Origin of the sequence: Pseudochryseolinea flava, from assembly GCF_003286915.1 — a bacterium.
GTDB classification, from domain to species: domain Bacteria; phylum Bacteroidota; class Bacteroidia; order Cytophagales; family Cyclobacteriaceae; genus Ohtaekwangia; species Ohtaekwangia flava.
In genome coordinates, this window is record NZ_QMFY01000003.1 from 77,156 (window position 1) to 99,340 (window position 22,185).

Consider the following 22,185-nt stretch of genomic DNA (forward strand, 5'->3'; position numbering starts at 1 on the left):
CTTAGATTAACTTGCGCATACATTTGTTCCAATTTGATGATTGCGATACGTCGTGAGAATACTCCTTGACGTACTTGCTTTTACTTCTTCGAGATCGGTATCTGCAATTCCATTTACATATACATCCATCAGAAAGTCGGTAACATAGTCGACGTAACTCAGCTTCTCCATGAAGTAGATTATTTGTGATCGATGCATCTTCCCGCCGAAATCAATTCCGCGACCCTCTTCAAATGCCCACGGCGCTAAGAAGCGATCGATATCTTCTTTAAGCATTTGAATGTGGGCCGTCTCGTCCAAACCTGCTTTGATCTTCACCTCGCACTTCACTTTGATGGCCTCATACTGCGGATTCTGCACTTGAAGATCTGCGAATGGACAATTCAACTTGGTCACGTATGACTTAATCTTTTGTCGTTTATTATTACTGATCATCGGCATGAACAAGTTGCCCGTAGACTTCTTACTCATATCAGGAATTGTGATGATCCGCACAGCGCCGGGTGCCGTCTCCGTAACATCATCCGTATGATTGAGACATTTTACCTTGTAGAGGTAGCTGAACTCTTCGAGCAATATTTTCTCGTAGTCCCAAATCGTAATAGCTCTGTGCTTATGACGCAGACGCTCACTCACACGCGTATAGTAGCGTTGATCCCCTTCAATCATTCTTCCGTCTGTTGAATCAAAGGGCTGCTCAACTTTTTTGATTTCAGCCAAGCTTACCTGCAATTTATTGATCGACTGTGCCACAAGTGGCATCGCCAAATGTTCACCATTATCGGCGCCACCTGTGTATACCGTCTTTACACCATTCGAAAAAATTGCATATAACTTAGGAAACGCTGTATAATTATTTGGAACACCTATTCGAAGCCAGCGCATGCTTGACGACATAATCGTGTTGTCATCGTTCATGTCGGGAGGAACCTTGAATTGCAAAATCCCGCTGCCTAAAAAATTATTAGTGGTATCAACATAGATAGAATCATCAATCGACCTCCACGCGTTATTACTGAGATAAGAAATGATTGCCTTCGGTGCATCTAGAGCAGCATCTTCACTTCCTTCAGAACACTCTATATAAAGGTTAATCATTTCACCAGGCTTGGCATCTGATAGGCCGATGTGCAGCGCGCCTTGCAAATCATGAAGCGAGTTTGTTTTGTCAAGCGCCGTGAAGGGCAACATCAACGATGCTACGCCTAGATTTTGTTCCGAATGACCGAAAGGAAAAAGCTGGAAGAACTGCCCTTTGCTGTTATCATTTCCTGCGCCAAGCACAATTGTCTCTTCCGCTTGATAAGCAAATGTTAACGGGTTCAATAACGGCGTATATGGTTCGTTCGGTAAAGTGTTCGTCGTTGCATTAAAACCAATCACTTGCTCAGTGTAAATCTTGCTGAATACATGATGACCGAAAGCTTTCGTTGGCGTCGCTAAAGTGAGCTTCACAAACCCGCGGCGCAAAGCAGGATCAAAAGCAGTGAACTCATCCATCGAAGGATCGGATTCGGTGAATAAATTTGAGAATACAATATTTCTCTCCGCAACAATCGCACTGTCGTCGCCACCAGAAAAAAGTGTCGTCGGACTTGGGTTGTTAGCAACTTCCACGCCGTCTTTCACCATACCCGTTATAGAAAATGAAGAACTGCTGCTGGAATTTGAAAGTCCGATATAGCTAGTCTCGGTTGAACCTTTCAGATAAGCATAGTAGTCGTAAAATGTTGTATCTGCCGGTGTACCCAACCACGATAGTTTCAGTGTGAGTGACGTCAGCTTCTTACTGAATACCTCATGTGAACCAAAATAAAACACAGACCCCTTCTTAGGACGCGGACCAAATGGCATGAATGGATTTTTATTGTCGATGCTACCTTGATCGCTGTGCAATACACAACTCACAGCATTGTCGACAGAAACTCCAATATGTATATGACTGATCGTTACTTTCGCCAGCTTTTTGTAAAGCGACACATCATTTGTTTTCTTGAACAACGCCCTTACAACGGGAGCGCTAGTCGCATAATTTCCTTCGTGCAGCTCTGGATCGTAAGCAACAACAGCATCGGCAGTTTCATCGATGGTGAATTTCAAGACAATATTGTTGCTTGCAATATTAACCGCATTCGGTTGTGTTGATGGGCTTGAACTCGACAAGGCAGGGAGCTGTATCCAACCTTTTTCACCGGTAATGGATAGGTCCAACTTCCCAACCAGATCGCCCGCTGCAAACACGGACGATCCAAACGAGGCAACATGAAGTGTAAGGGTTACAACGCGCTTCCCTTCGGACAACGTGAGTATGGGCGATGCGACCATGAAACCCAGGTCAGCTTCAGTCATTGTTTTCGCATCATCGGAGAGCACAGACTGTTTACTTCCAAAGCCAAACCATGACAAATCCGTTGGTGGCAAATCTTTACCCATGCCATCGGCAGAGTTGGCAACGTCTGCGTACCACACACCACCTGATGCAGGATCTTCATCTAAAAAAACTGTCTTCAGCGCGCCAATACTGCAGCGTTGTACAGTGATGTTCCCATCTGTTTTGAAAATAAGTTCTTTCCCCTTCCCATCTTTACCAAGCAACGCAGTGCCTATTGGTATTATTTGAGGCGAAACATTCTTTGCAAGCGTAAGTACAATGTGGGCTATGTCAGGGTTAGGTGGCCGACGTTTGATACGCAAGACATCCTTATAATAAAAATTAAGGTGGCGATCGGTAAGCCGGTTTAGCTCACGCTGAGAATGCCCAAACAAATGCAGAAAGGAAAGAATCAATCCATTGTGCGCACTATGACTAGAAAGATTGGTGATACTCTCTTGAAAATACGACTTCGCAGAAGTAATAATCCGCACATACGTATTGTAAATTGAGGTGAATAAATTTCGTAATGAGGAGCTCGCATACTGAATGCCATCTTCATCGCTCCAAGCGAGATCACCAAAAAGTGTTACCGATGTTAAATTTGCAGGGAGATATGTATCGCGATAAAAATTCCAGCTCGAGATTACGTCAGCTTGATTAAATTTCTTCCACCAATGGGCCTGGAATTTTGTCTGCAAGATTTGTTCGCTATCGCGTGGAACAAAGGGTTCTGTACCCGCAGCCAACGTGAAAGAGACATCAATAAAATCATGTGCGGGAATATAAGTTTTTTTGGCCGCGAGGTAATACAACACCAAATCCCGAAGATTGTATGACAATGCCGTATCAATCTCACGAAGTATCATTTCTTTCGCGGCTGTATTCGGTGGAAGACGATCAAACCAATCGCGAACGTTATCAATTAACGTGAAAGAAATATCAAACAGCACTTTCGTATGCTGCTGTAAATCGCCATCCCACACCTGTATCTTATCAAAATATTTGTAGTAGACCGCGAGGCAATTCTTAAAGTCATTGACCGCTATTCCCGCAAGAATGGTACTGATATCTCTTCCAACAAAAGGACGCCAATTGCCTTGTATCGTATTGGAAGAATCATAGTAGTTAAGCAACTCGCCATATTTTTCTAAAAACAGAATAAGCGCATCCATTCCTCGTCCGTCGATAGGCGCGGTCTCCGGACTGAGTGCCGGAACCATTCGGAGGTCTTGACTACTACCTCCATGTTGTAACGGATTAGGATGAAAACAACTCATAACGGCGTACGTTCAGTATAGAATGGAAAAACGTAATTACTTCTGGAGTTTGTAGTTTTAATGATGTATTGGATGGTGATCTCCAGTTTTCCATCTTCAACATCAACTTTGACTTTTTCCGGCCGAATACGTGGCTCAAAATAAAAAATCGCTTCTTCGACAATCTTATTGATGTATGCTTCCATCTTCGCGTTGATCGGATCAAACAAAAACTTTCGCAGATCGCAACCATATTCGGGTCTCATGACACGTTCTCCAAACGCAGTGTTGAGAAGAATGTGAAGACTATTGTCAATATCCTCCTTGCCATCCGTCATCACAACATCGCCCACCTCACCACTTTTAATAAAAGTTGGAGGGAAACTCCATCCGATGCCGATGATATCTTTATTGATTTCCATACTACCCTCCAATGTTTACGGTTGGATCACCTATCACTGCCATCGCCCCACAAATACAACTGTCACTCGTTCTCACAGCTGGCTTGCCTGAGATCAGCACCGTTGTGCTTCCCATAGGAAATGCACTGACTGTTGGCTGATGTGAATTCGGCGGCAATGAGCACACGTGCATATCGCCTGCAACAGCTGCAGGCTTACCTCCTATCAACACCGTTGATGCGCCGGGGCCTGTTATCGTTCCGCCATGTGTTGTTACATCCGTTGCTCTCGCTGCTGCTGGCATAGACTATCAATTAATGTTTACAATTGATCCCTTAAGGTCAGTAGAACCTGATGAGCTAAGCTTTGCACCACCGCTTCCCTCCGCTTTAAAGTTTCCACTACCTTTCATTTCTATATTCACGCCTTCGGCTTTAATATCTTTCTTCGCTTTCAAGATGATGTCTTTACAACTTTCAATCTTAATCCCCTCCTTTGTCATCTCGATCATATTCTTATGCTGATCTTTCAGCGTAACCTTCTTTTCTTTTTCAGTGAACTTGATTTCGTTTCCTTTTGGTGTTTGTATCAAGATGCTCTTCTCATCGTCGTTAAAAATTACTTTCAGCTTATTTTTTGTGACGAACCCTTTTTCAAAGTTGTCTTTCGTCGGCGTAAAGGGCGCAGGATTCTTGCTGCTGTTCAACATCCCGAGAATAACAGCATCACGAGGATCGTTATTGATAAATCCGACGATTACTTCATCGTGAACTTCGGGCATGAAATAGGAACCGCGTCCATTCCCAGCGTCAAGCAACGCGATGCGCGCACGAATCCCATCGGCTTTATTATCCATTAGCGGGAACTTTACTTGGACCCTAAATTCATTCTCCTTGTCATCTTCGATTTGCGTCACAACGCCAACTTGTAGTCCGTGCACCGAAGGAAGAATTCCCGCCGCGGGTGCATGATGTAGTTGAAATTGATCTGCAAATATTTCTTGCGACCATCCAAATTGAATCGATGTCTCCCATAAGTTATTTCGGAGTTCATGGCGCACACCAGAAATAAAATGATTGCCGTTCAAATGATCGCCGAATCCCGACATGGTCAATGTACTCATCGGCTTCGCATCGAAGTTCCCCTTGCACGTAATGGTACCACGTGCTTTCGAAAGCACATTTTTCTTTTGCAGTGCTGTTGCCCAATGCTTTAATTCTTCTACTGGCAATTTTCCAGAGTGCATAAAACGGATAGCCTTCTCGTTAACTTTACCTGCCAGTGTTGTTGATGTGAGATTACCAGCCTCAGCAATACCGACCGATTCATTTTGCGAGGTAGCAATATCCTGTGCACTAATATCCCATGCCTCGCATGTTACAGATTCATATTGATGGGTCGCATCCAATTGTGCGTCGAAGGCCAGTACGTCCGTTCCAAATGTTGTCGTGACAGCACCAGACGACTCAACGACCGGTTTCTTACAATTCACCGTTCCATTGTCTATCCATACCACAAAACCATTCATCTCCATTCTTGAAATCATGAAGTCCCAATCCGTCGCATTGTACTGCACCAGTTGCTTATGCGTGATCGGCGTTGGGTCAACACCTTTCTTTAGCTCATAGCCACCAAGTATCGTTTCTACCGCATCGCTGTCTTTTACATTCAGGAAGTATTTACTTTTACGCGCCAGTGTCATTCGGTAGGCTTTGTCTTTACATTCGACAACGAGCAACGAATCTTTGGCACCTTTCAACTTCAGGTGTTGTTTGATGATCATGCCCTCGAATATCAATTTGTTTTGACTATGAAAGCCTGCTTCAATTTTAATGGTCTTTCCAGGCTCGAAGAAAGCGTTGTTACTCACTTCAAAATTTTGCTTCGACGGATCGCCGTCTTTGAAAATGATGCGTGCTACCGGAACGCGATTAATGGTTTGCTCAACAACAATGGATATGATCTGAAGTGTGCCTGGAAGCTCAGTGCCATCCGAGTACACTTTATGTGTCGACAGATCTTTTGTTTGTTGTGTTTGCATACCTATACGATTGGCGGAAAAATTAGGGTTGATCCGGTTTTCAGTTTTCGAAATGAATTCAGCCCGTTGAATTGTGCTACCTGTAAATAAAATTCGCTTGCTTCATACTCTTTGAACGTTAGGTAATCAAGTCTTTCCTTCGGTGGAACTTCCCGAACATGTGCGACGTCAGGTGACTGCTTATCTTCCTTTTTCTCCCGTAGTTCGTCATTGACGAAGCCGGCAAATTTTGCAGCTATCTTGGCACGCAGTGGTGTACCGTCAGCACGAAATAACGTATAGTTTACGTCTGCTGATTTTAAAACACAGTCGAACACGAACGCATTTCCCCACCAAACACGCAAGTAACGAGGCTTATGTTTGTCACCTTTGAACTCATAAGCAGCTTTTAGGAACTCGTCGACTTTTGTCTGAACATTAACAACTTCCCCTGTTACACCAGTACCATCAAGAAGAAACTCAAGGTCAATCTCCTGTGACTTCATCTTGGCAAAGGTTGGCGCACTTGGTGAGGTCCCGGCACCTTGCTTTTCATTTTGCTCGATTTCGTACTTCAGCGTGTATTTGTTGGCATTGAACATCGCCACAAATTCGTCGCTGCCTTTGTTCTTGTACTTATCGTCAGCGTACGTCTCAATGCGGATCTTTTCAAGCTTACCACTATCTTGCGCTGCCATCTATCGTTCCTTTTTATCTTCTAAAATTTTAACGACTTGCTCCACGTAGTCCTGAATAGCATCAGCATCACTTCCATTTGCAGCTGACGTTCCCTGTGGCGCGGCTTGATCTCCACCCTCACCTTGCGTGACTGTTGCTTTGATCACCAACTCTCTGATCTCTATCATTTCTGATCTGATTTTGTAAAGTATTGATATGCTAGCTCCAAAGTTTCAATGACGATCGCGTTTTCCTGCGCTTTCAAATCTGTTGTTAGCCATTTCACTGGATATGCTTTACTGATGTTCCACACCGAAAGCGGATTATGTTTCTCGTCCAGTAGCGTGATGGTGATGTCTGCTGGTTTAAAATCGAAATTATCGATGGCATCAAAGCACCAGTTGATAAGTTTCGACTTGGTGAGCATACCACGCTTCAATACGAGGTTGGCATATTTCGCCGGGTTCGGGAGACGATGTGCGAATCTATTTTCGCCGCCTTCCTTAAACTCTTCGATCTCAAGTGTTTTATTTAATCCGCCAACTTCTTGAAATCGCACTTCACGATCTTCTTGTGCGATATCAGGAAGATTGACTTCGACTTTGAAATGAAATCCTACCGGTGGGTAATACTCAGCCATAGCACTCTGTTATCCGTTTTCAACTGTTAGACCTTCATGTGCTACTTCCATCGATTCAATCGCTACTTCATTGCCGGAAGCTTTCAAGGATGCACCTTCAAGTTTTACGGGGAAAGCATTCTTTGCGCGCCATGTCATTACGGGATTACCACCTTCGTCGCGTAAACTAATGGTGATGTCGCGTCGTTCGATGGTGTTCATCTTAATGGTATCTAGCCATTTGTGATACTCATTATCACCTTTCATAATACCTCGTTTCATGGTGATGTTCCCGAACTTCTGCAGTCCAGGCATTTTGCGCATAGAGTATTCCAGACTAGCGCCATCGCGATATTCGATCACTTGGTTCTCGATATTGAGTCCACTCACTTCAGAGAAACCAATATTGGCTCCACCCCAGTGAACAGTAAAGTGAAAGGAAGGAAGAGGATAGCTCATAAATATTTTCTTTTATGGTTAATTAAATTGATGTTGATCGCTTATGATGTTGCAAGCATGTGTGAGAAGGTCAGTACAATGAACTCCGCAGGTCGCACAACGGCCATCCCTATTTCGACATTCATTCTTCCTTCAAGGATATCAAGGCTTGTCATCGTTTCGCCGAGGCCGATTTTGACATAGTAAGCCTCTGCTGGTTTTGCACCTTGCAACGCGCCGTTTCGCCACTGAAGCGCAAGAAAATTATCGATCATACCTTTCACTTTAATCCACGTTCCGGCATCGTTGGGTTCGAACACCGCCCATGACGTAGACTTCTTCACCGACTCCTCCACCATGTTAAAGAACCGTCGAACGGAAACATATCGCCATTCATTGTCATTACCGGCTAACGTACGTGCTCCCCAAACAAGATTACCCTTACCCGTAAAGTATCGGATGGCGTTCACAGACTTTCCGCTATTCACATCGATGTTGAGTGTTTCCTGATCTTTATCTGTAAGACCGATGGATGGCGCTAACACATTCGCTAACGAAACATTCGCAGGTGCTTTCCACACGCCTCTATTCGCATCAACGTACGCATAGATGCCCGCAACGGCACCGCTAGGCGGCAATAGCGTGAGCTCTTTATTAACGTAATCACGAATGTTCTTATAGATCAAATAAGCGTTGTATAAGGAATCTTCTTTCGTTTTGATAGCATTGTTAACCGAATCGACGGTGGTCTTCAGTACTTCGAATGCAGCCAATAACGCTTTCGTAATGGCTGGCTCAGACAACGACATGTTATCAATCCGCTGTTGCGTTGTCAACGTCGCTGGGCTTACGTTGTGATGGAATAACAACGGATCCGTCGCAGCAACATTAAGCGCCAACCGCAATGCAGTGTTTACCCACGCACTGACTATCGTAATATCGGCAAGAAGTGTTGTATCTGACTTTCGCGTGTAATTTGTATTGGTTCCAATATATCCCGACGCGCTGTCGATTGTGTTATCAAGCGTAACAAGTGTCGTGAATGCTGGATTTGCAGCAAACGATGTTACTTTCGAAAATACATCATTGTTCAAGTCCTCTGTTACAATATTGGTTGTCTCCAAAAGAGTGTCCAGCAACTCAATCAATTCATATGCACGATCGATAAGCGCTTGATAAGCTGTTTGCACATCAGCAAGCACAGGTACAGGCACATTCACCTCTAGTTTAAAATCATTGAGATCTCCTTCGTAATTCTTTAACACCAACGCCAGGTTTCCTGGGAGATTTGTCACATCGCCGGTCACGTTACCAACATAGACTTCGATATTGTCATTAATCCGCTTACGGTCTGTGAGTAAGAAGTCATAATCCTCGATGAGCCCTTTGATTGCAGCATCCGTTGTACTTGTGATACTAGAAAGCTTAATGGGAGCCCCAAGTTTTGTTAGCTTATCATGGAAGTCAGCGTATGTGAAATCACGTGGCAGCTGCGACTTGATCCACGGCGCATACACAGCACCATACTTTAAATTATTCACGCCGATGTTGCTTCGCAGATTTTCAATAGAAGCATCGAACGTTGCCTTATCTACACCATCGTAGTACGTGTCAAATATTCCAAATCTATCCTGCAGTTCATTGCATTGGCTCAACGCCTGCTTTTGCAATTCGTACAGATCCGTTTCCGTTGTCAACTTCACCGCATCCGGAAAAAGAATCAAGGTTGGTTCGTCTTTCTTCTTCAGTTCCTCCAGTCCATCTTCAAAATCGGTGCGCGTCATATTTCCATTTGCATCGTAAGCCCCAATGGAGATGATGTAACATTTCCCGCCACCATTTGCATAAAATAATCTGATGGCATCGTACATGTAATAGTATTGTGGGATATCAACCGATGAGACTGTGTTATCAAGTCCCAAGTCGATACTGTTAACCTTTTTCACAGGGCCACGTCCGAAGTATTTTTCGTATTCAAGAAGCGATTCGATTTTCTTCGGCACTAATTCAAGATCTGCTTCTTTCTTGTCAAAGGCCTTTTCGGTATACCCAATAAACGCGGGTACTGCTGTTTCTACTTGTGCTACGGATGGAGGGAAGAGTGATTTCTCGACCACGTAAACTCCCGGAGTGCTGTATGCCATATGAATCGTTTTTAGAGTTTCTTTTTTTGTCTATTTAATTTTTAGAAATACTTGTACTTCATAATTGCCGCCGCCATCGTCTCGCATACCGATAGGATCTGGATTAGGCATGTGCGAAATAATGGGATCACTTACACCATTTTCGATAAGTCGGACGTTCAAATAAGGTGTCTCCCGAAGCGTGATGTAATTATTAGAACGCCATCTAACCTTATCATTTCCTAACGGATCCGCCGATGGAACAATGGTCTTTGTAAATGCCGACGAAACAGAGGGAACGTTGTTCGCCGCATTATTTAAAAACAACGATGCCGGATTGTGCGTAAACCCCGCCTCCGCAGGATCTAAATACTTCTCTATCTCTACTTGATATATCCATCGAATTTTCCGGCTCGCAAAAATCATCTCAAGTCGAATCTCCTTATCGACGTGAGGAACAAGATTCGCATTGTAATCAATCATGATCACACCAATGCTTGTCATCGCCTGCGACGGTGACGTTAGAAAGTATCGAACCGAAGACGTGATTGCGTTTGCCGCATTCACTTGCTCAAGGCGATAGACACCTTCTTTCAGTGGGCCGCCAATTGGTAGTCGATTTGCATAAATTTCATTTGCACTATTTCTTGGAACCACTTTTTCCGCTACGATAGTATTATCTGTATCGCGTAGAACAAGTTTATAGGGGTTCTCCGCCACTTGTATCGGCGCATTAAAATCTACGCTGTCAATAGTCAGTGTTTCCACCACCGGTGTACTATCATGTATCTTCAGCGTCGCCAAATTTGGTTGAACTACAATTGGTGTTGCCAGTGTATTCCGAGCAAAGAATTTTTTTCCACCAGCAAATCCACTCATCACCGCATCCGTGATATTCAAAAAATCCGGACGAAGTGCTTTCACAAGAAAATAGAATTGCGTACCGACAGGGATATCGATGGCGGGAACAAGGATCGGCAAAGCTTCCGTTCCGATGTTGCGCTTCTCTCCCACAATACCAAACCCCGTTGTTGAATTTTTAAAAATCAGTCTAAACTCATCAAGAATCCCTTGGCACGAAGCAGTAGGTTCGAATGAAAGTGCCGTACAGCTTGTGTCCTTAAAAAAAGAATGAAAGGCTTTCACCTGAAATACTGGTTCGTAGTAGCACCTCATGTTAATTACCGTTTATCGTTGCCTTAATTTTCCGAACAGTAGCAGCGCCTGATGTTTCCATTCGCTCGCGATAGGTGAGCAAACGGATCTTATACAAAACTGAAGGCATATACTTCGCACCCATCCCGCCCCAAATATGATTCTGTTGCTCAAACGTCGGACTCACCAACTCAACGATAAGCTTACCAATACCCTCCGGGAGAACGGGCGAATTCACGCGATCAAAAACATTTTTGTACTGAAAGAATCCGATCGCATATGAGAGAACCTTGAGCGCATTGGTATAGCGTTCAGTTTCAGCTTTTGTCGACACCGCCGTAACAAGCATATACAGATTCACCTTAACTTCAGGATTTAACACATCGAAGCTTTGATTGGGATGTTTCAAATAAGGAAGCTGACTCTTACCAATAACTTCTTCTTCCACGTTGATCAAAGTGATTATTAGAAAGTCACCGGTGGTAGTAGCATTCATCCGCTTCTTGAACGTTAGCTCTCCTTTCTCATCGACAAGATCCGAGACCATCGCCACTTCCAATCCACGGTAGTGATAATCTTTATTACCAATAAATACGTTAAGTTCAGACGACAAAAAGTTCAATGCTTGATCAACCATTACATTACTTTTAATTGTTGAACGATACCATCAGAGTTTTTTAAATATCAATTGAAAATCACCTTCTGCTAACATGTCGTCGACGAGGGCGTAAAGTTTTTTTTCCTCAAAGTTCTTCACCAGTACACCTTGCAGAAGTTCATATTGCGCTACTCCTTCACCTCCTTCGTCCATCGCATTCACGAGTCGCTCCATACTTTTAGAAGAATAGAACGTTGCTGCATACTGGTCGCCATTTTCAAACCGCACGATCACATCAGTGCTTAGATTCTCATAATCTAAAGCGACTTGTTGATGCTGCGCGGTGATAATAATTTCCTTGATGGCGCCATTCATGTTGCGTGCTCATGATGACTCAATGTTAGACTGATCGACAAAGTGATTCAATAGGTATCTGACTTCCGTCAACACATTTAGAACGATCGGTGGTATTATCGGAATTAACGGCTATGCTTCTGATCGCGTAGCCAACACGTTTTTAGCCGAGTACGATGATGCACAAGGCAGCAAAGCCCAGATGACATCCGTCAATAGCGTAGAAAAATCTTAAGCGCCCAATTATTAGTGTAGCAAGTAGTATAAACCGCTAAAAGAGTAGCGCCGCAGAAAGCAGCATTATAGATGAGTCATCAACTCAAGAAATTCCGGACGTTTCCTTCTGGCAAGCGGAACGGTAGTATGATCACTAAGAACGATAAATCCATCGCGGGTTAATCTCCTCACATGCATGAGATTGATCAGATGAGATTTATGGCAAAGAAAAAAACCAGATTGATCAAGTAGCTTTCGGAATTCTCCAATGTTATACGCGCTGACAAGACTGCCGCGTCGTGTAGACAAAATATTCGTACATTTTTGCAATCCTTCACAACGAATTATTTCATGTGCGTAGATAAACTCCATGCTCTCGAAGGTAGGGATACCAATAAGTTTCGTATGCGGCAGTGTATTCCCCGACAAGTTCTCCACTGGTGAAATCTTTTCAGTCATTTTTTTGATTGCACTGGCAACAGATAAAACGATGTCTGTAAAATTGAATGGCTTTAGAATGAATCCGCAGGCATTTTGGCGAATCGCATTGATCGCATCTTCTGGGCGTTCTGATATGTAAATCAATTCGAAACATCCTGTCTTTTTATCATGAAGTGTTCTGAATGATTCATTTTTGAAAGCATTGATGTTAAAGAAAACCAGTGCAGGATTAATTGCATTGATAAGTTTATTCGCTTCCGAATATGTCGACGCTTCTCCGCGAATGCTTATCTCCGGAAATTTCTCCAGCAAACACTTTTTCAGGTAAGTGCTCTGTGATTGTTCTTGATCGATGATGATAGAATCGATAATCATCCGTAACAGTGGTTTTCAATTGAGACATCTTTGCATACTTTGAAAAATATCACCATCAATCTTACCTGAAAAATAAGGTATACTAATACATCCCGTGTAGACGTGATTCAATCAAGATAGCATGCTAAACTAGAAATGATTCGCGAGTTGTCTACGGGTATTTTTCCTATGTAAAAAACGTACTGTTTGTTTAGCGATAAGAAACACTCAATCTAATAAGAAACACTCAATCTAAAATACGATCCACGCAGCAATTCGGTTATTGGTCGCTAATGATGTGAGTCTGTCTGCGTATTGGTCTGATCGCGACTTCCTAAACGTTGCAAAATAAAAAAGCGAGACACCAATCTGATGCCTCGCTCTTCATCATGTCTCCAGCAATCTATTTTGTTACAATCAATTTTTGAACGAACCTCGTATTCTCAAATTTCAAAATATAAACTCCGCTTGTCAAATTATCGATCGACACTTCAGCACGCGCTGTGCCTGTACGATCGTCCACTAGCATCGAAATTATTTTCTGAACTTTGCCGAGTTGGTCGTAAAATATCACCGGCATTTCTTTCACACCAGAAAGACCTTCGAATGCAATTGTTACTACGTTACCCATTGTTGGATTAGGATAAACAGATAATGTCACTGGCCCTTCACGAAGGTATTCGACAACAACAACGCTTGAATAGGTACTTTCACCGTTGAAGTTAACCTGCTTCAATCTGTAATAAGTTTTTCCGGTTGATAGGTCTTCATCAACGTAAGCATAATTGTGTGCTACGTTAGACGTTCCAGAACCGTCAATTTGCGCAATCTTCTTGAATATCCTTCCATCAACCGATTTCTCAACATCAAAGTAATCGTTGTCAACTTCCGATGCTGTTTTCCATTTCAATTCAGCACCGATAGAAATTAATCTTCCTGTAAAAGAAACGAGTTCCACTGGCAATGGACTGCCAACATCAGTCGACGCCAATGTTTGCGGACTAAAGTTTGTCATTCGCGTAACGGTAACAGAACCCGCTACATTCGATCCTGATTGCGAGAACGTTCCACCATCTGTCGGCGGGAGATCCCATTGTGTTCCATTCCATCTCGCGACTCTTAAATTCTCGACAACACCGATATCAGAAGGAACATAACTTCCGGTATTGTATGTGAGCGTAAGGTCAGCCATCGTTGCTCCGCTACGAGAGATCTGCCAGTACTCGAATTTACTAACTGTTCCAATGTTTACTGTATTTAACGAAGCGTTCGGATAACCATCTGTTGTTGGATCTTTTCCGACATATTCAAAACTCCATACATCGGTAGCATCCGCATTTGCAATTGTCGCCGGACGGTAGCGCGCAGCGGACACACTTCCGAGTGGTGCTTGGAAAGTACTCGAGGCAGAGACAGACTTCGTCATCGGACCCGCAACGAAACTATTTGCTGACCCTCCAACAATGTTGGCTGTACCGACTTGTAATACGTTCGTCGACGATGCTACCACATTGCCTGAAGTCAATGTAAGCGTGTTATCTATCGTTGTCGTTCCAGTGCCGAGTGTAACATTGCCTGATGTCTTATCAATAGTAAGATTATGGAATGCATTTGTTCCTTGCACAGTTTGGTTATTTGCGCCTGCAAAAGTGACCGTAGCGGAGCCTTGAACGAAAGTTCCATTATTATTCCAATTTCCTGAAATCGTGATATCGGCATCATTGGCAGCGTTAGTTAACGTAGTGCCTACTGGTATTATCAAGTTTCCGTTTAGTGTGATATCCGATGCCGTCATCGTAACATCACCTGATGAACCCGAGTAGATACTTAGGTTGTTATACACCGCGCGATTGTTCATTGTCATTGGTGCTACATATTCTATTGTACCACCACCAGCATTAACGAATGCAGTATAATTACCAGCAGGGAAAGTATTCGTCGCTGTTCTGAAAGTTCCAGTACCGCTGATAATACCGAAGTTATGACCGGTTCTTGCATCGTTGTTGAGTAAGCCATTGATCACGGTACGATACGCGCGTCTTCCATTTGAATTGGTGTTGATTCGTGCACCACTAAGGATTACAACAGGAACACCATTCGGAACGAAAGACGAAATTGCGCCCATACCTGTAGGATCGGCAGTCCACGCTGTCGCAGCGGTCCAGTTTCCACCGACCGCAGTATTCGCTACTGAGGCCGTCGCCAATCTACTATACAACGGCAGAATTGGATTAGGCAACGTATTGGCTGTACCTACCGAATAATCATAATAGTTCCCCGGTGATGGTAAATTTGTCGATGGTGTTGCAGCAAACGTCATTTGTGTAAGCACAGCAGATCCACCATGTCCGGAAGTTGTCCATCCGAGCGGATCTGCATTACCATCAAGGTAACCCGCTACAAGCGTTCCCCCGGATCCACCAATCAAGCTTGATGGGTATTTGTAAATATGTGGACCACTTGCCGTCGCATCTAACGTACTGCCACGTGATACAACCCAATAGAATCTCAAAATTTGTTCAGGGCTGTTTTGGTTGTACGTTGGGTGAGCACTATTCACGGGTGCAACAGATAAAGTACCTGCTGTCGCCACATCTAATGTGTAAGACACCGGAGTATAATTGGTGGATGCACCGATTTCATATGTAAATGTTTGCGCGGCTCCAGTAGCCCAGTTTTTTTCTACTCCTAAATCACCAGCTACTCCATTCGTTCTAACATAACCAAACGAAGTCGCGTTTGCTACACTAGCATTTACATCGAAAGTGAGCAGGTTAGACTGGATATTAAAAAATCTAGTCAACCCTGCCGGGAAAGTCAACACGCCTTTAATTGTCGTGTTACCGTTTACAGTAATCGATTTAGAAGCAGCGTTACCGCCTAACGTAATATTTGTAAACGAACCGTTCGCGCTCGTAATGGTATTACTTAATGGCGTTGTTGAATAAATTAAAATTGAGCCGTCTCCAACCTGTTCGCTGTTGTTGGTGATATTTCTGCGAACATCCAACGCAAGCGTACCCACATCTAAAACACCGGAAAGAATATACAAGTTTTGTAATGTTGGTGAGGTACCAGAAAGCGTCAACGTAGTGCCTGTAGCTTTATTTACAGTAAAATCATAAAACGTGCTCGTTGCCGAAAGCTGCCCTGTTTGAGCACCACTACCATTGAACGTTGTATTATTAGTACCGCCTGTGTACGTTCCGTCGCAAATTAAATTTCCTGCTATCGAAACATCGAGCGAATTAGTGATCAAAACAGAAGGTGTTGGAATTGTAAGATTTCCCTTCACCACAAGCGGATTAGAGTACATTCTCACAGTCTGCGGATTTGTACCTGCTCCATTCAAGATAGTAAGATTACCAATGGCTGGCGCAATGTTTATTCTAAGCGTTGCCTGCGTAACATTCGTTGCTAATCCTACGGTGATTGTACTGCTAGAAGCTACAGTACTTGTCATTGGATTAATAAACACGTCAGCATATCCTGTTCCACCTGTTTGACGTTGAACATTCAACACGCTGTTTCCTGTCATTGTAAAATTGCTACCGGCATTCGCATCGATTTCAAAAACACCACGCGTATTATTTGCATTTCTGCCAGCGACGGTGACGACGCCACCGGCCTGGTTATAGACTAACGCGCCCGTAATAGTAGTAGTCGATCTCCTAATCGATCCATTCACATTTAAGATACCATTCCCAGCAACACTGATGGTTGGCGTTCCCGCCGAAGCATACTCGATGTCGTTACCACTTGTACCACCAGCAATGGTAACCGTTCCATTATCTGACACTGCCAGTGTTCCGATTAACAATAAGTCGGCTGCATCACTGGCGTTGGTCACCACGTTTACCGTGCCTTGGCCAACATGAAGTCTCGCCGCGGCCGGGATCGTAAATGTGTTTGCGGAAGAAACCAAAGTATAGGTCTGCGTATTGTTGAAAAAGATCGTACCGGATGTCAGCGTAAGCCATCCTGAGTTTGCCGCCGTAACAGTTCCACCAACGTCCACAGTGAGTATTGGTGTCTGCGAAGTACCCTTATTAACAACGAGTGTTGCTAAGGTCGTTCCTCCCGCACCTGTACCTGTTAATGATGTGTTGCTCGTCCCTGTAAACGTAAGCGCAATAGTACCTGCGTTATTAAAATTAACGGTTCCATTGTTTGTGAAGTTGCCAACGACAGATAATCCATGCGTACCACTTGTCGCGTTGAAAGTTCCGTCGTTGAGCACATTTGCACCCACCGTCATCGAATTGTTGCCGAGGTTGGTTAATGTGAGCGTACCTGACGAAATTGTGAAGTTGTTCGCGATGGAAGTCGTAAATGCCCCACTATTGGTCGTCGTCCCTGTTCCTAACTGAGTCCAGTTGTTGTAGACGGTCAAATTAGTTTTAGGGAGGAATATTGTGTACGCCCCATCAGGATTTACTGCCAGGTTATAATATGATGTCAAATTGATTGACTGCGGCAGCGGCCCTACCGATGGAATTTCATACGCGACGTTAGTTGCACCGATCGTAAACACACGACTACCAGTCCCGCCAAATAATGAACCATTAAAAGTAACGGTGTTTGTTGCAGCATAATCTCGTCCTGGTTGTGTTACGGTTACGGAAGTAATGGTATTGGCAGCACCCACCACGACCGTAAAACGTGCAGCTGTTCCTACACCACTTGTTGCAGAGGCCTGAACATTGGTGTAGATACCTGTTGTCATCCCCGACACAGCTCCCGAGGTAGATGTAAGCACTCCTCTTAATGAACCATTGTTCATAAACGCGTACCATTCTACAGTTCCACCTGCCGCACCGATGAAGTTTGTAAAATCACCAGCAGGAAAATTCGGTGTTCCGATTCTCAACGTACCTCTACCGGAAACAACGCCGCCGCTACCCGCACCGAAGTTAAGCCCGGTCTTTTCCGCGCAATCTATTGTTGAACCTGTATTAATTTCTAATGAGCCTGAACCAAGGTTGTGGTTGTCCATTGTAACGGTGTGGCTATTGGAAATACCATCACCAACAATTACCGGGCAACTTGAACATGGCGCTGTCGTTGCGTCTGGCCCCACGTGTCCAGGCGTATTCGTCCAGGTCGAAAGCGCACTCCAAGGTCCACTTGCCTTACTGTAATAAACCTTGATCACATCGAACGCTATTGCGTTACCCGCTGTGTATTCTCCATCCAAACGATCACCAACAATTGTCCACCCAGTACCCGTATTGAAAGTAGGGATTGGTGGAGATGCCGTTGCATTGAATGTCGTTGTATTGTTGTATCCCCAAGTATTCGATGTTCTGTCGAAGCGTGCTTGCCTATAGTTTGCAGATCCATTACCTTCTGTCGCCGTGCTATAATCATATAGTGAATGCGTCACAGACGTAATGCCCGTGTACCCAACACTCGACACACGCCAGTAGTACTGAACGCTCTGGCCAGTAGTGGCTACGTTAGGATGCTCACTATTGACAGGTCTTACCGTTAATGCTCCCTGCGTCGTCGCCGCCACATTGATCGTACTTGGCGTGTACAGGGTGCCTGATCCAACAGGGAATAATAAATCTCCTGCGATGCCTTGACGCGTAAGACCGCCAGCATTATGCAACCCGCTCGTTAAAATTCTTTTTGTATTACCGAATACTGTACTCGTTCCAGCATCACTGTAAATATTACCTAACACCGTCAGGTTATGCGATGCGATATTTAATGTCGTGTTTGTGTTTAAGAGACGCAATATACCTGTAACAGTTTGTGCGCCCGACGTCGCGACAGTGTTGTTCGTGCTAATCGTCAAATTACCAAACACACCGTTGGCTCCGCCAATCGCATTCGTTCCTGTATAAGTAATGCTACCCGTTCCTGTAGAGGTGTGGATCGCATTGTTTGTAAGATTGGTTGTTACGGTAACCGTCGTGCCACCATCCGCAAGCGTTCCTGAGGTAAGCGTCAATGAATTTAACGTAGCAGGAAGTACCGGACTTGTCGTACCACCTAACGTTAGAACTGAACCTGCTGCTTTATTCACAACAACTGTTGTATTCGCTAAAGTAGAGATGTTTCCGTTGTTGGTCAGTGCTTGCGCGCCAGTACCATTGAATGTGATGACGCTCGTACCGGGTGTAAATGTTGCACCATTACTAATTGTAAGATTGCCGCCAATCGTTACATTCTTACTGTTGCAATTCACGATGGGCGTATTGGTACCGTCGATGAAAACATTTCCTAACACAACAAGCGCGCTGTTCAAAATCGCTTGTCTGTTATCAGTCGTTCCTTCACGGTAGATATTTATATTTCCAAGCGGCGCTGTTGAGTAAATTGTAAAGTGATTAGAACCACTCAATGGACTTGGGTTTGTACTTGGCGCTGTCGGCGATGTATTGCGCGGAACATAAACGTTAATCGTTCCGCCAGTAACGTTGAAGTTTGCAGGGGTACTTTGGATATCAAGTCCTCCTGCTAATGCACCGCCACCAGCAGCACCCGTTGTAGGTGAACCAATGTTGATCGTACCACCTGACATTTGAAACGACGAGTTTGTATTTCCCAGCGAAAAACGCGCATACTGATCGGTAAATCCACCAACACCATCATCAGGGCCAGCCGTTGCCGGTGTACCATTGAAACCTGTTGTTCCTACACTAACAGTACCACCAGTTTGCTGATATGTAAAAATACCTGTCCCTGTAGCGATCGGTCTATACTGCCATATTTTCACCACCGTATTTGTACCTTCAACAATTACACTTCCGCCAGCCGCTGAGCCAATCCCCCTTGAAAATCCACCATCGAATGTCGCACCATTAGAAACTCTAAATAAACCGTTCGCAAGTAACCGTTGATCTTCATTATTATTTGAAATGTTTGTCGTAAGTGTGACGCTGACATTTGGACTATTCAACCACAATGCAGCATTTTGAGGAATTGTATAAAGATCTGTACCCAACCCAGCTGTTCCGTTTTCGATAAGCGTTGGAATGGCTAACGTTCCTGTCAATTGAAGTGTGCCGTTAATAAGCGAGAGTGCACAGTTAGAGTAGCTTGTCGAACTCGTACCAGTGCTGTATCGATTGGCAGGTCCAAAGAGACGCATGTTCGATGCTGCCGATGAATTGATCGTCAGCATAGCTTGTTGACCAGTTCCCTTATCTACAATCAAACGATAAAAATACGTCGCATTGTTACAGGCAACAGTCTGATCATTTGCACCACTGAACGTTACGTTTACAGCATTTCCTTTTAATACTGAATTCAAAACTGTTGATGAAGTATACGCACTAGTAAAAGGAGCTTGTGTCGGATCAAAAAACTGGATAATACCATTGTTCACGATGTTTCCATACACCGTCAAACTATGCGGCGTCGTCGAAGTCGAATTACCGGTTCCTGCAGTGATCCTTCCACCACTCGCTACATTTAGATTTCCGTTCAACGTAACCGTGCGCTGCGCGTTAGCATTGCTGTTGATCTGCCATGTGACAGTACCTGCGCCAGTCGTAGACAAATCAAATGTATTGTTCACTACCAAATTACTCACAAGTACATAGGTGATATTACCCCCAGTACTATTCGTCATCTTAAGTTTGTTGTAAGTCGTCGTTTGTGTTGTCGGCAGATTTCCGCCGATGTCATAATATTCGATAGTACCGCCAAGCGTTGATACGAAATCTGTATATGTACCAGTAGGAAGATTGACGCCTTTGATACGCATCAAGCCTGTTCCAGTAATAACCCCGAGATTGTGTCCCGTTGTTGTCGTCATATCGAGGATACCACCACCTTGAATAGTTGTTGTTGATAAATTTTGATTCGAGACATTGACGTTTACGGTAAAGCCGTTCAAGATCACGATCTCTTCAAATGCTGTTGGGAAAACGTTGAATGGATTATCGAATGTTGATCCTGATGGATCGAGTGTCCATGTGTTGAAGTCGTTGTAATCACCGCTTTGATAAGAGTACCATGTATTACAAGACACAAAAACAGGAAGCTTGGAAGGTGTACACGTATTGTTTGTGATTACAGAAATCTCTCCGTTCTGTCCTTGTGCACCAGCTGTTGCTGTTATTGATGTTGTATTTTGCCCTGCTGTAATAGTCCAACCTGTTGGCACTGTCCATGTATAGGTTGTTGCTCCAGCCACTGCTGCAACGCTGTAAGTAAGTCCCGTGATACCTGGACATGTTGATGAGAGTCCTGTGATTGCGCCTGGTCCACTTGCCGCAGCAGCAACGGTGAAAGTTGCTGTACTCGTGCTAAAGTTTCCGCCGTTTGTAACAACAACGTTACCTGTTGAAATACCCGTTGCTGGCACAGTAGCTGTAATAGACGTTGCACTATTCACAACAAATGGTACAGATACGCCATTGAACGTTACTGTTGATGCACCTGTAAAATTTGTTCCTGTGATGTTGATATTTGCACTTGTTCCGTCACACATTCTATTTGGCGAAAGATTCGTTACCGTAGGCGGCACAACCCAAGTTAACGTGATACGCCCCGCTGCACCATCGCCACCATTTCTATTCGTGTTGCTGTTCACATATGCACCACCACCACCGCCGCCGGGAGCAGCTCCATCATTTCCATCGCCGCCAGAAGCACGCGCCGTACCACCAGCACCACCGCCGTTACCCCCAGCCCCACCGTTGCCTCCTGTGAGCGCTGTCCCTAAACCTCCGCTTCCACCAGCTTGCACCGTTATGTTTCCAATACTTGCACTAGAAGATCCGATCCCGCCAAGCGTTCCAAGTGCGCCGTTCGGCTCTCCTCCACCCGCGCCTCCTTCGGCATACACGGTGTTTACAGAACCAAACCACGAAGGATTTCCTTCCACGCCTGCGGCTTGTGTACCCGTACGCGCTACGCCAACTAAAAATGGATAACTTGTAGCGGGCACAACGGTCAAACTCGAAGAAGCGTACGCTCCGCCAGCGCCACCGCCACCACCGAGGCTATTGTTCGCGGTACTACCGCCGCCTGAACCACCGCCTCCCCACGCTTGCACAGTGATTCTCGTCACACCTGTTGGTGCAACCCAGCTACCTGTCGTTAATGTTTGGGAGGTTGTTGTTTGCGAAAAAACTTGCAAAGAGCATAGTAGTCCTAATGCTGTGCTTAGGGCAAAGCCAATTGTTGTTTTCATAGAC

Annotated in this window: 14 protein-coding genes; all 14 read right to left on the reverse strand. The window is 44.4% G+C overall.

Translation table 11 applies throughout. From position 1 onward, the window contains the following. Nucleotides 1-6: 6 nt before the first annotated feature. Nucleotides 7-3,651 carry a baseplate J/gp47 family protein gene (locus DQQ10_RS07970; protein WP_112746329.1) on the reverse strand — a complete coding sequence of 1,215 codons (3,645 nt, stop codon included), beginning with the start codon at nt 3,649-3,651 and terminating at the stop codon, nt 7-9. After that, entirely contained in the window at nt 3,648-4,052 is a 405-nt protein-coding gene (locus tag DQQ10_RS07975) for a GPW/gp25 family protein (RefSeq protein ID WP_112746330.1), read from the reverse strand. The genes DQQ10_RS07970 and DQQ10_RS07975 overlap by 4 nt, the downstream gene beginning before the upstream one ends. A gap of 1 nt (nt 4,053) precedes the next feature. Continuing rightward, the gene (locus tag DQQ10_RS07980; RefSeq protein WP_112746331.1) at nt 4,054-4,335 is read right to left on the reverse strand and encodes a PAAR domain-containing protein; all 282 of its coding nucleotides are present in this window, start codon (nt 4,333-4,335) and stop codon (nt 4,054-4,056) included. 6 nt (nt 4,336-4,341) lie between these two features. Next, nucleotides 4,342-6,072 carry a type VI secretion system tip protein VgrG gene (gene vgrG / locus DQQ10_RS07985; RefSeq protein WP_112746332.1) on the reverse strand — a complete coding sequence of 577 codons (1,731 nt, stop codon included), beginning with the start codon at nt 6,070-6,072 and terminating at the stop codon, nt 4,342-4,344. A 2-nt stretch (nt 6,073-6,074) separates the two neighbouring features. After that, nucleotides 6,075-6,749, reverse strand: a complete 675-nt coding sequence (locus DQQ10_RS07990) for a CIS tube protein (RefSeq protein WP_112746333.1) — start codon at nt 6,747-6,749, stop codon at nt 6,075-6,077. Next, nucleotides 6,750-6,917: a DUF5908 family protein gene (locus DQQ10_RS27875; RefSeq protein ID WP_165823850.1), complete on the reverse strand. Its 168-nt coding sequence runs from the start codon at nt 6,915-6,917 to the stop codon at nt 6,750-6,752. Further along, nucleotides 6,914-7,369, reverse strand: a complete 456-nt coding sequence (locus DQQ10_RS07995; RefSeq protein WP_112746334.1) for a phage tail protein — start codon at nt 7,367-7,369, stop codon at nt 6,914-6,916. Before DQQ10_RS07995 ends, DQQ10_RS27875 begins: the two co-directional genes overlap by 4 nt. 9 nt (nt 7,370-7,378) lie before the next feature. After that, the gene (locus DQQ10_RS08000) at nt 7,379-7,807 is read right to left on the reverse strand and encodes a phage tail protein (protein WP_112746335.1); all 429 of its coding nucleotides are present in this window, start codon (nt 7,805-7,807) and stop codon (nt 7,379-7,381) included. 41 nt (nt 7,808-7,848) lie between these two features. Then, nucleotides 7,849-9,930, reverse strand: coding sequence for a phage tail sheath C-terminal domain-containing protein (locus DQQ10_RS08005; protein WP_245970321.1), 2,082 nt, complete (start codon nt 9,928-9,930; stop codon nt 7,849-7,851). A 30-nt stretch (nt 9,931-9,960) separates the two neighbouring features. Beyond that, nucleotides 9,961-11,085, reverse strand: a complete 1,125-nt coding sequence (locus DQQ10_RS08010; protein ID WP_112746336.1) for a hypothetical protein — start codon at nt 11,083-11,085, stop codon at nt 9,961-9,963. Nucleotide 11,086: 1 nt separating this feature from the next. Beyond that, nucleotides 11,087-11,701, reverse strand: coding sequence for a DUF4255 domain-containing protein (locus DQQ10_RS08015; RefSeq protein ID WP_112746337.1), 615 nt, complete (start codon nt 11,699-11,701; stop codon nt 11,087-11,089). Nucleotides 11,702-11,731: 30 nt separating this feature from the next. Beyond that, the gene (locus tag DQQ10_RS08020) at nt 11,732-12,037 is read right to left on the reverse strand and encodes a hypothetical protein (protein ID WP_112746338.1); all 306 of its coding nucleotides are present in this window, start codon (nt 12,035-12,037) and stop codon (nt 11,732-11,734) included. Nucleotides 12,038-12,316: 279 nt separating this feature from the next. After that, nucleotides 12,317-13,048, reverse strand: a complete 732-nt coding sequence (locus DQQ10_RS08025) for a LytR/AlgR family response regulator transcription factor (protein WP_112746339.1) — start codon at nt 13,046-13,048, stop codon at nt 12,317-12,319. Between the two features lie 382 nt (nt 13,049-13,430). Beyond that, a complete protein-coding gene (locus tag DQQ10_RS08030) occupies nt 13,431-22,181 on the reverse strand; it encodes a glycine-rich domain-containing protein (RefSeq protein ID WP_112746340.1) in 8,751 nt (2,916 codons plus the stop codon). Nucleotides 22,182-22,185 lie beyond the last annotated feature (4 nt).

Excerpts from the sequence above, each read along its gene's own strand:
- DQQ10_RS07990 (WP_112746333.1), bottom strand. The coding sequence starts at position 6,749 with ATGGCAGCGCAAGATAGTGGTAAGCTTGAAAAGATCCGCATTGAGACG.
- DQQ10_RS08015 (WP_112746337.1), bottom strand. The coding sequence starts at position 11,701 with ATGGTTGATCAAGCATTGAACTTTTTGTCGTCTGAACTTAACGTATTT.
- vgrG (WP_112746332.1), bottom strand. The coding sequence starts at position 6,072 with ATGCAAACACAACAAACAAAAGATCTGTCGACACATAAAGTGTACTCG.
- DQQ10_RS08010 (WP_112746336.1), bottom strand. The coding sequence starts at position 11,085 with ATGAGGTGCTACTACGAACCAGTATTTCAGGTGAAAGCCTTTCATTCT.
- DQQ10_RS07975 (WP_112746330.1), bottom strand. The coding sequence starts at position 4,052 with ATGGAAATCAATAAAGATATCATCGGCATCGGATGGAGTTTCCCTCCA.
- DQQ10_RS07995 (WP_112746334.1), bottom strand. The coding sequence starts at position 7,369 with ATGGCTGAGTATTACCCACCGGTAGGATTTCATTTCAAAGTCGAAGTC.
- DQQ10_RS08005 (WP_245970321.1), bottom strand. The coding sequence starts at position 9,930 with ATGGCATACAGCACTCCGGGAGTTTACGTGGTCGAGAAATCACTCTTC.
- DQQ10_RS27875 (WP_165823850.1), bottom strand. The coding sequence starts at position 6,917 with ATGATAGAGATCAGAGAGTTGGTGATCAAAGCAACAGTCACGCAAGGT.
- DQQ10_RS08000 (WP_112746335.1), bottom strand. The coding sequence starts at position 7,807 with ATGAGCTATCCTCTTCCTTCCTTTCACTTTACTGTTCACTGGGGTGGA.
- DQQ10_RS08025 (WP_112746339.1), bottom strand. The coding sequence starts at position 13,048 with ATGATTATCGATTCTATCATCATCGATCAAGAACAATCACAGAGCACT.
- DQQ10_RS08030 (WP_112746340.1), bottom strand. The coding sequence starts at position 22,181 with ATGAAAACAACAATTGGCTTTGCCCTAAGCACAGCATTAGGACTACTA.
- DQQ10_RS07980 (WP_112746331.1), bottom strand. The coding sequence starts at position 4,335 with ATGCCAGCAGCAGCGAGAGCAACGGATGTAACAACACATGGCGGAACG.
- DQQ10_RS08020 (WP_112746338.1), bottom strand. The coding sequence starts at position 12,037 with ATGAATGGCGCCATCAAGGAAATTATTATCACCGCGCAGCATCAACAA.
- DQQ10_RS07970 (WP_112746329.1), bottom strand. The coding sequence starts at position 3,651 with ATGAGTTGTTTTCATCCTAATCCGTTACAACATGGAGGTAGTAGTCAA.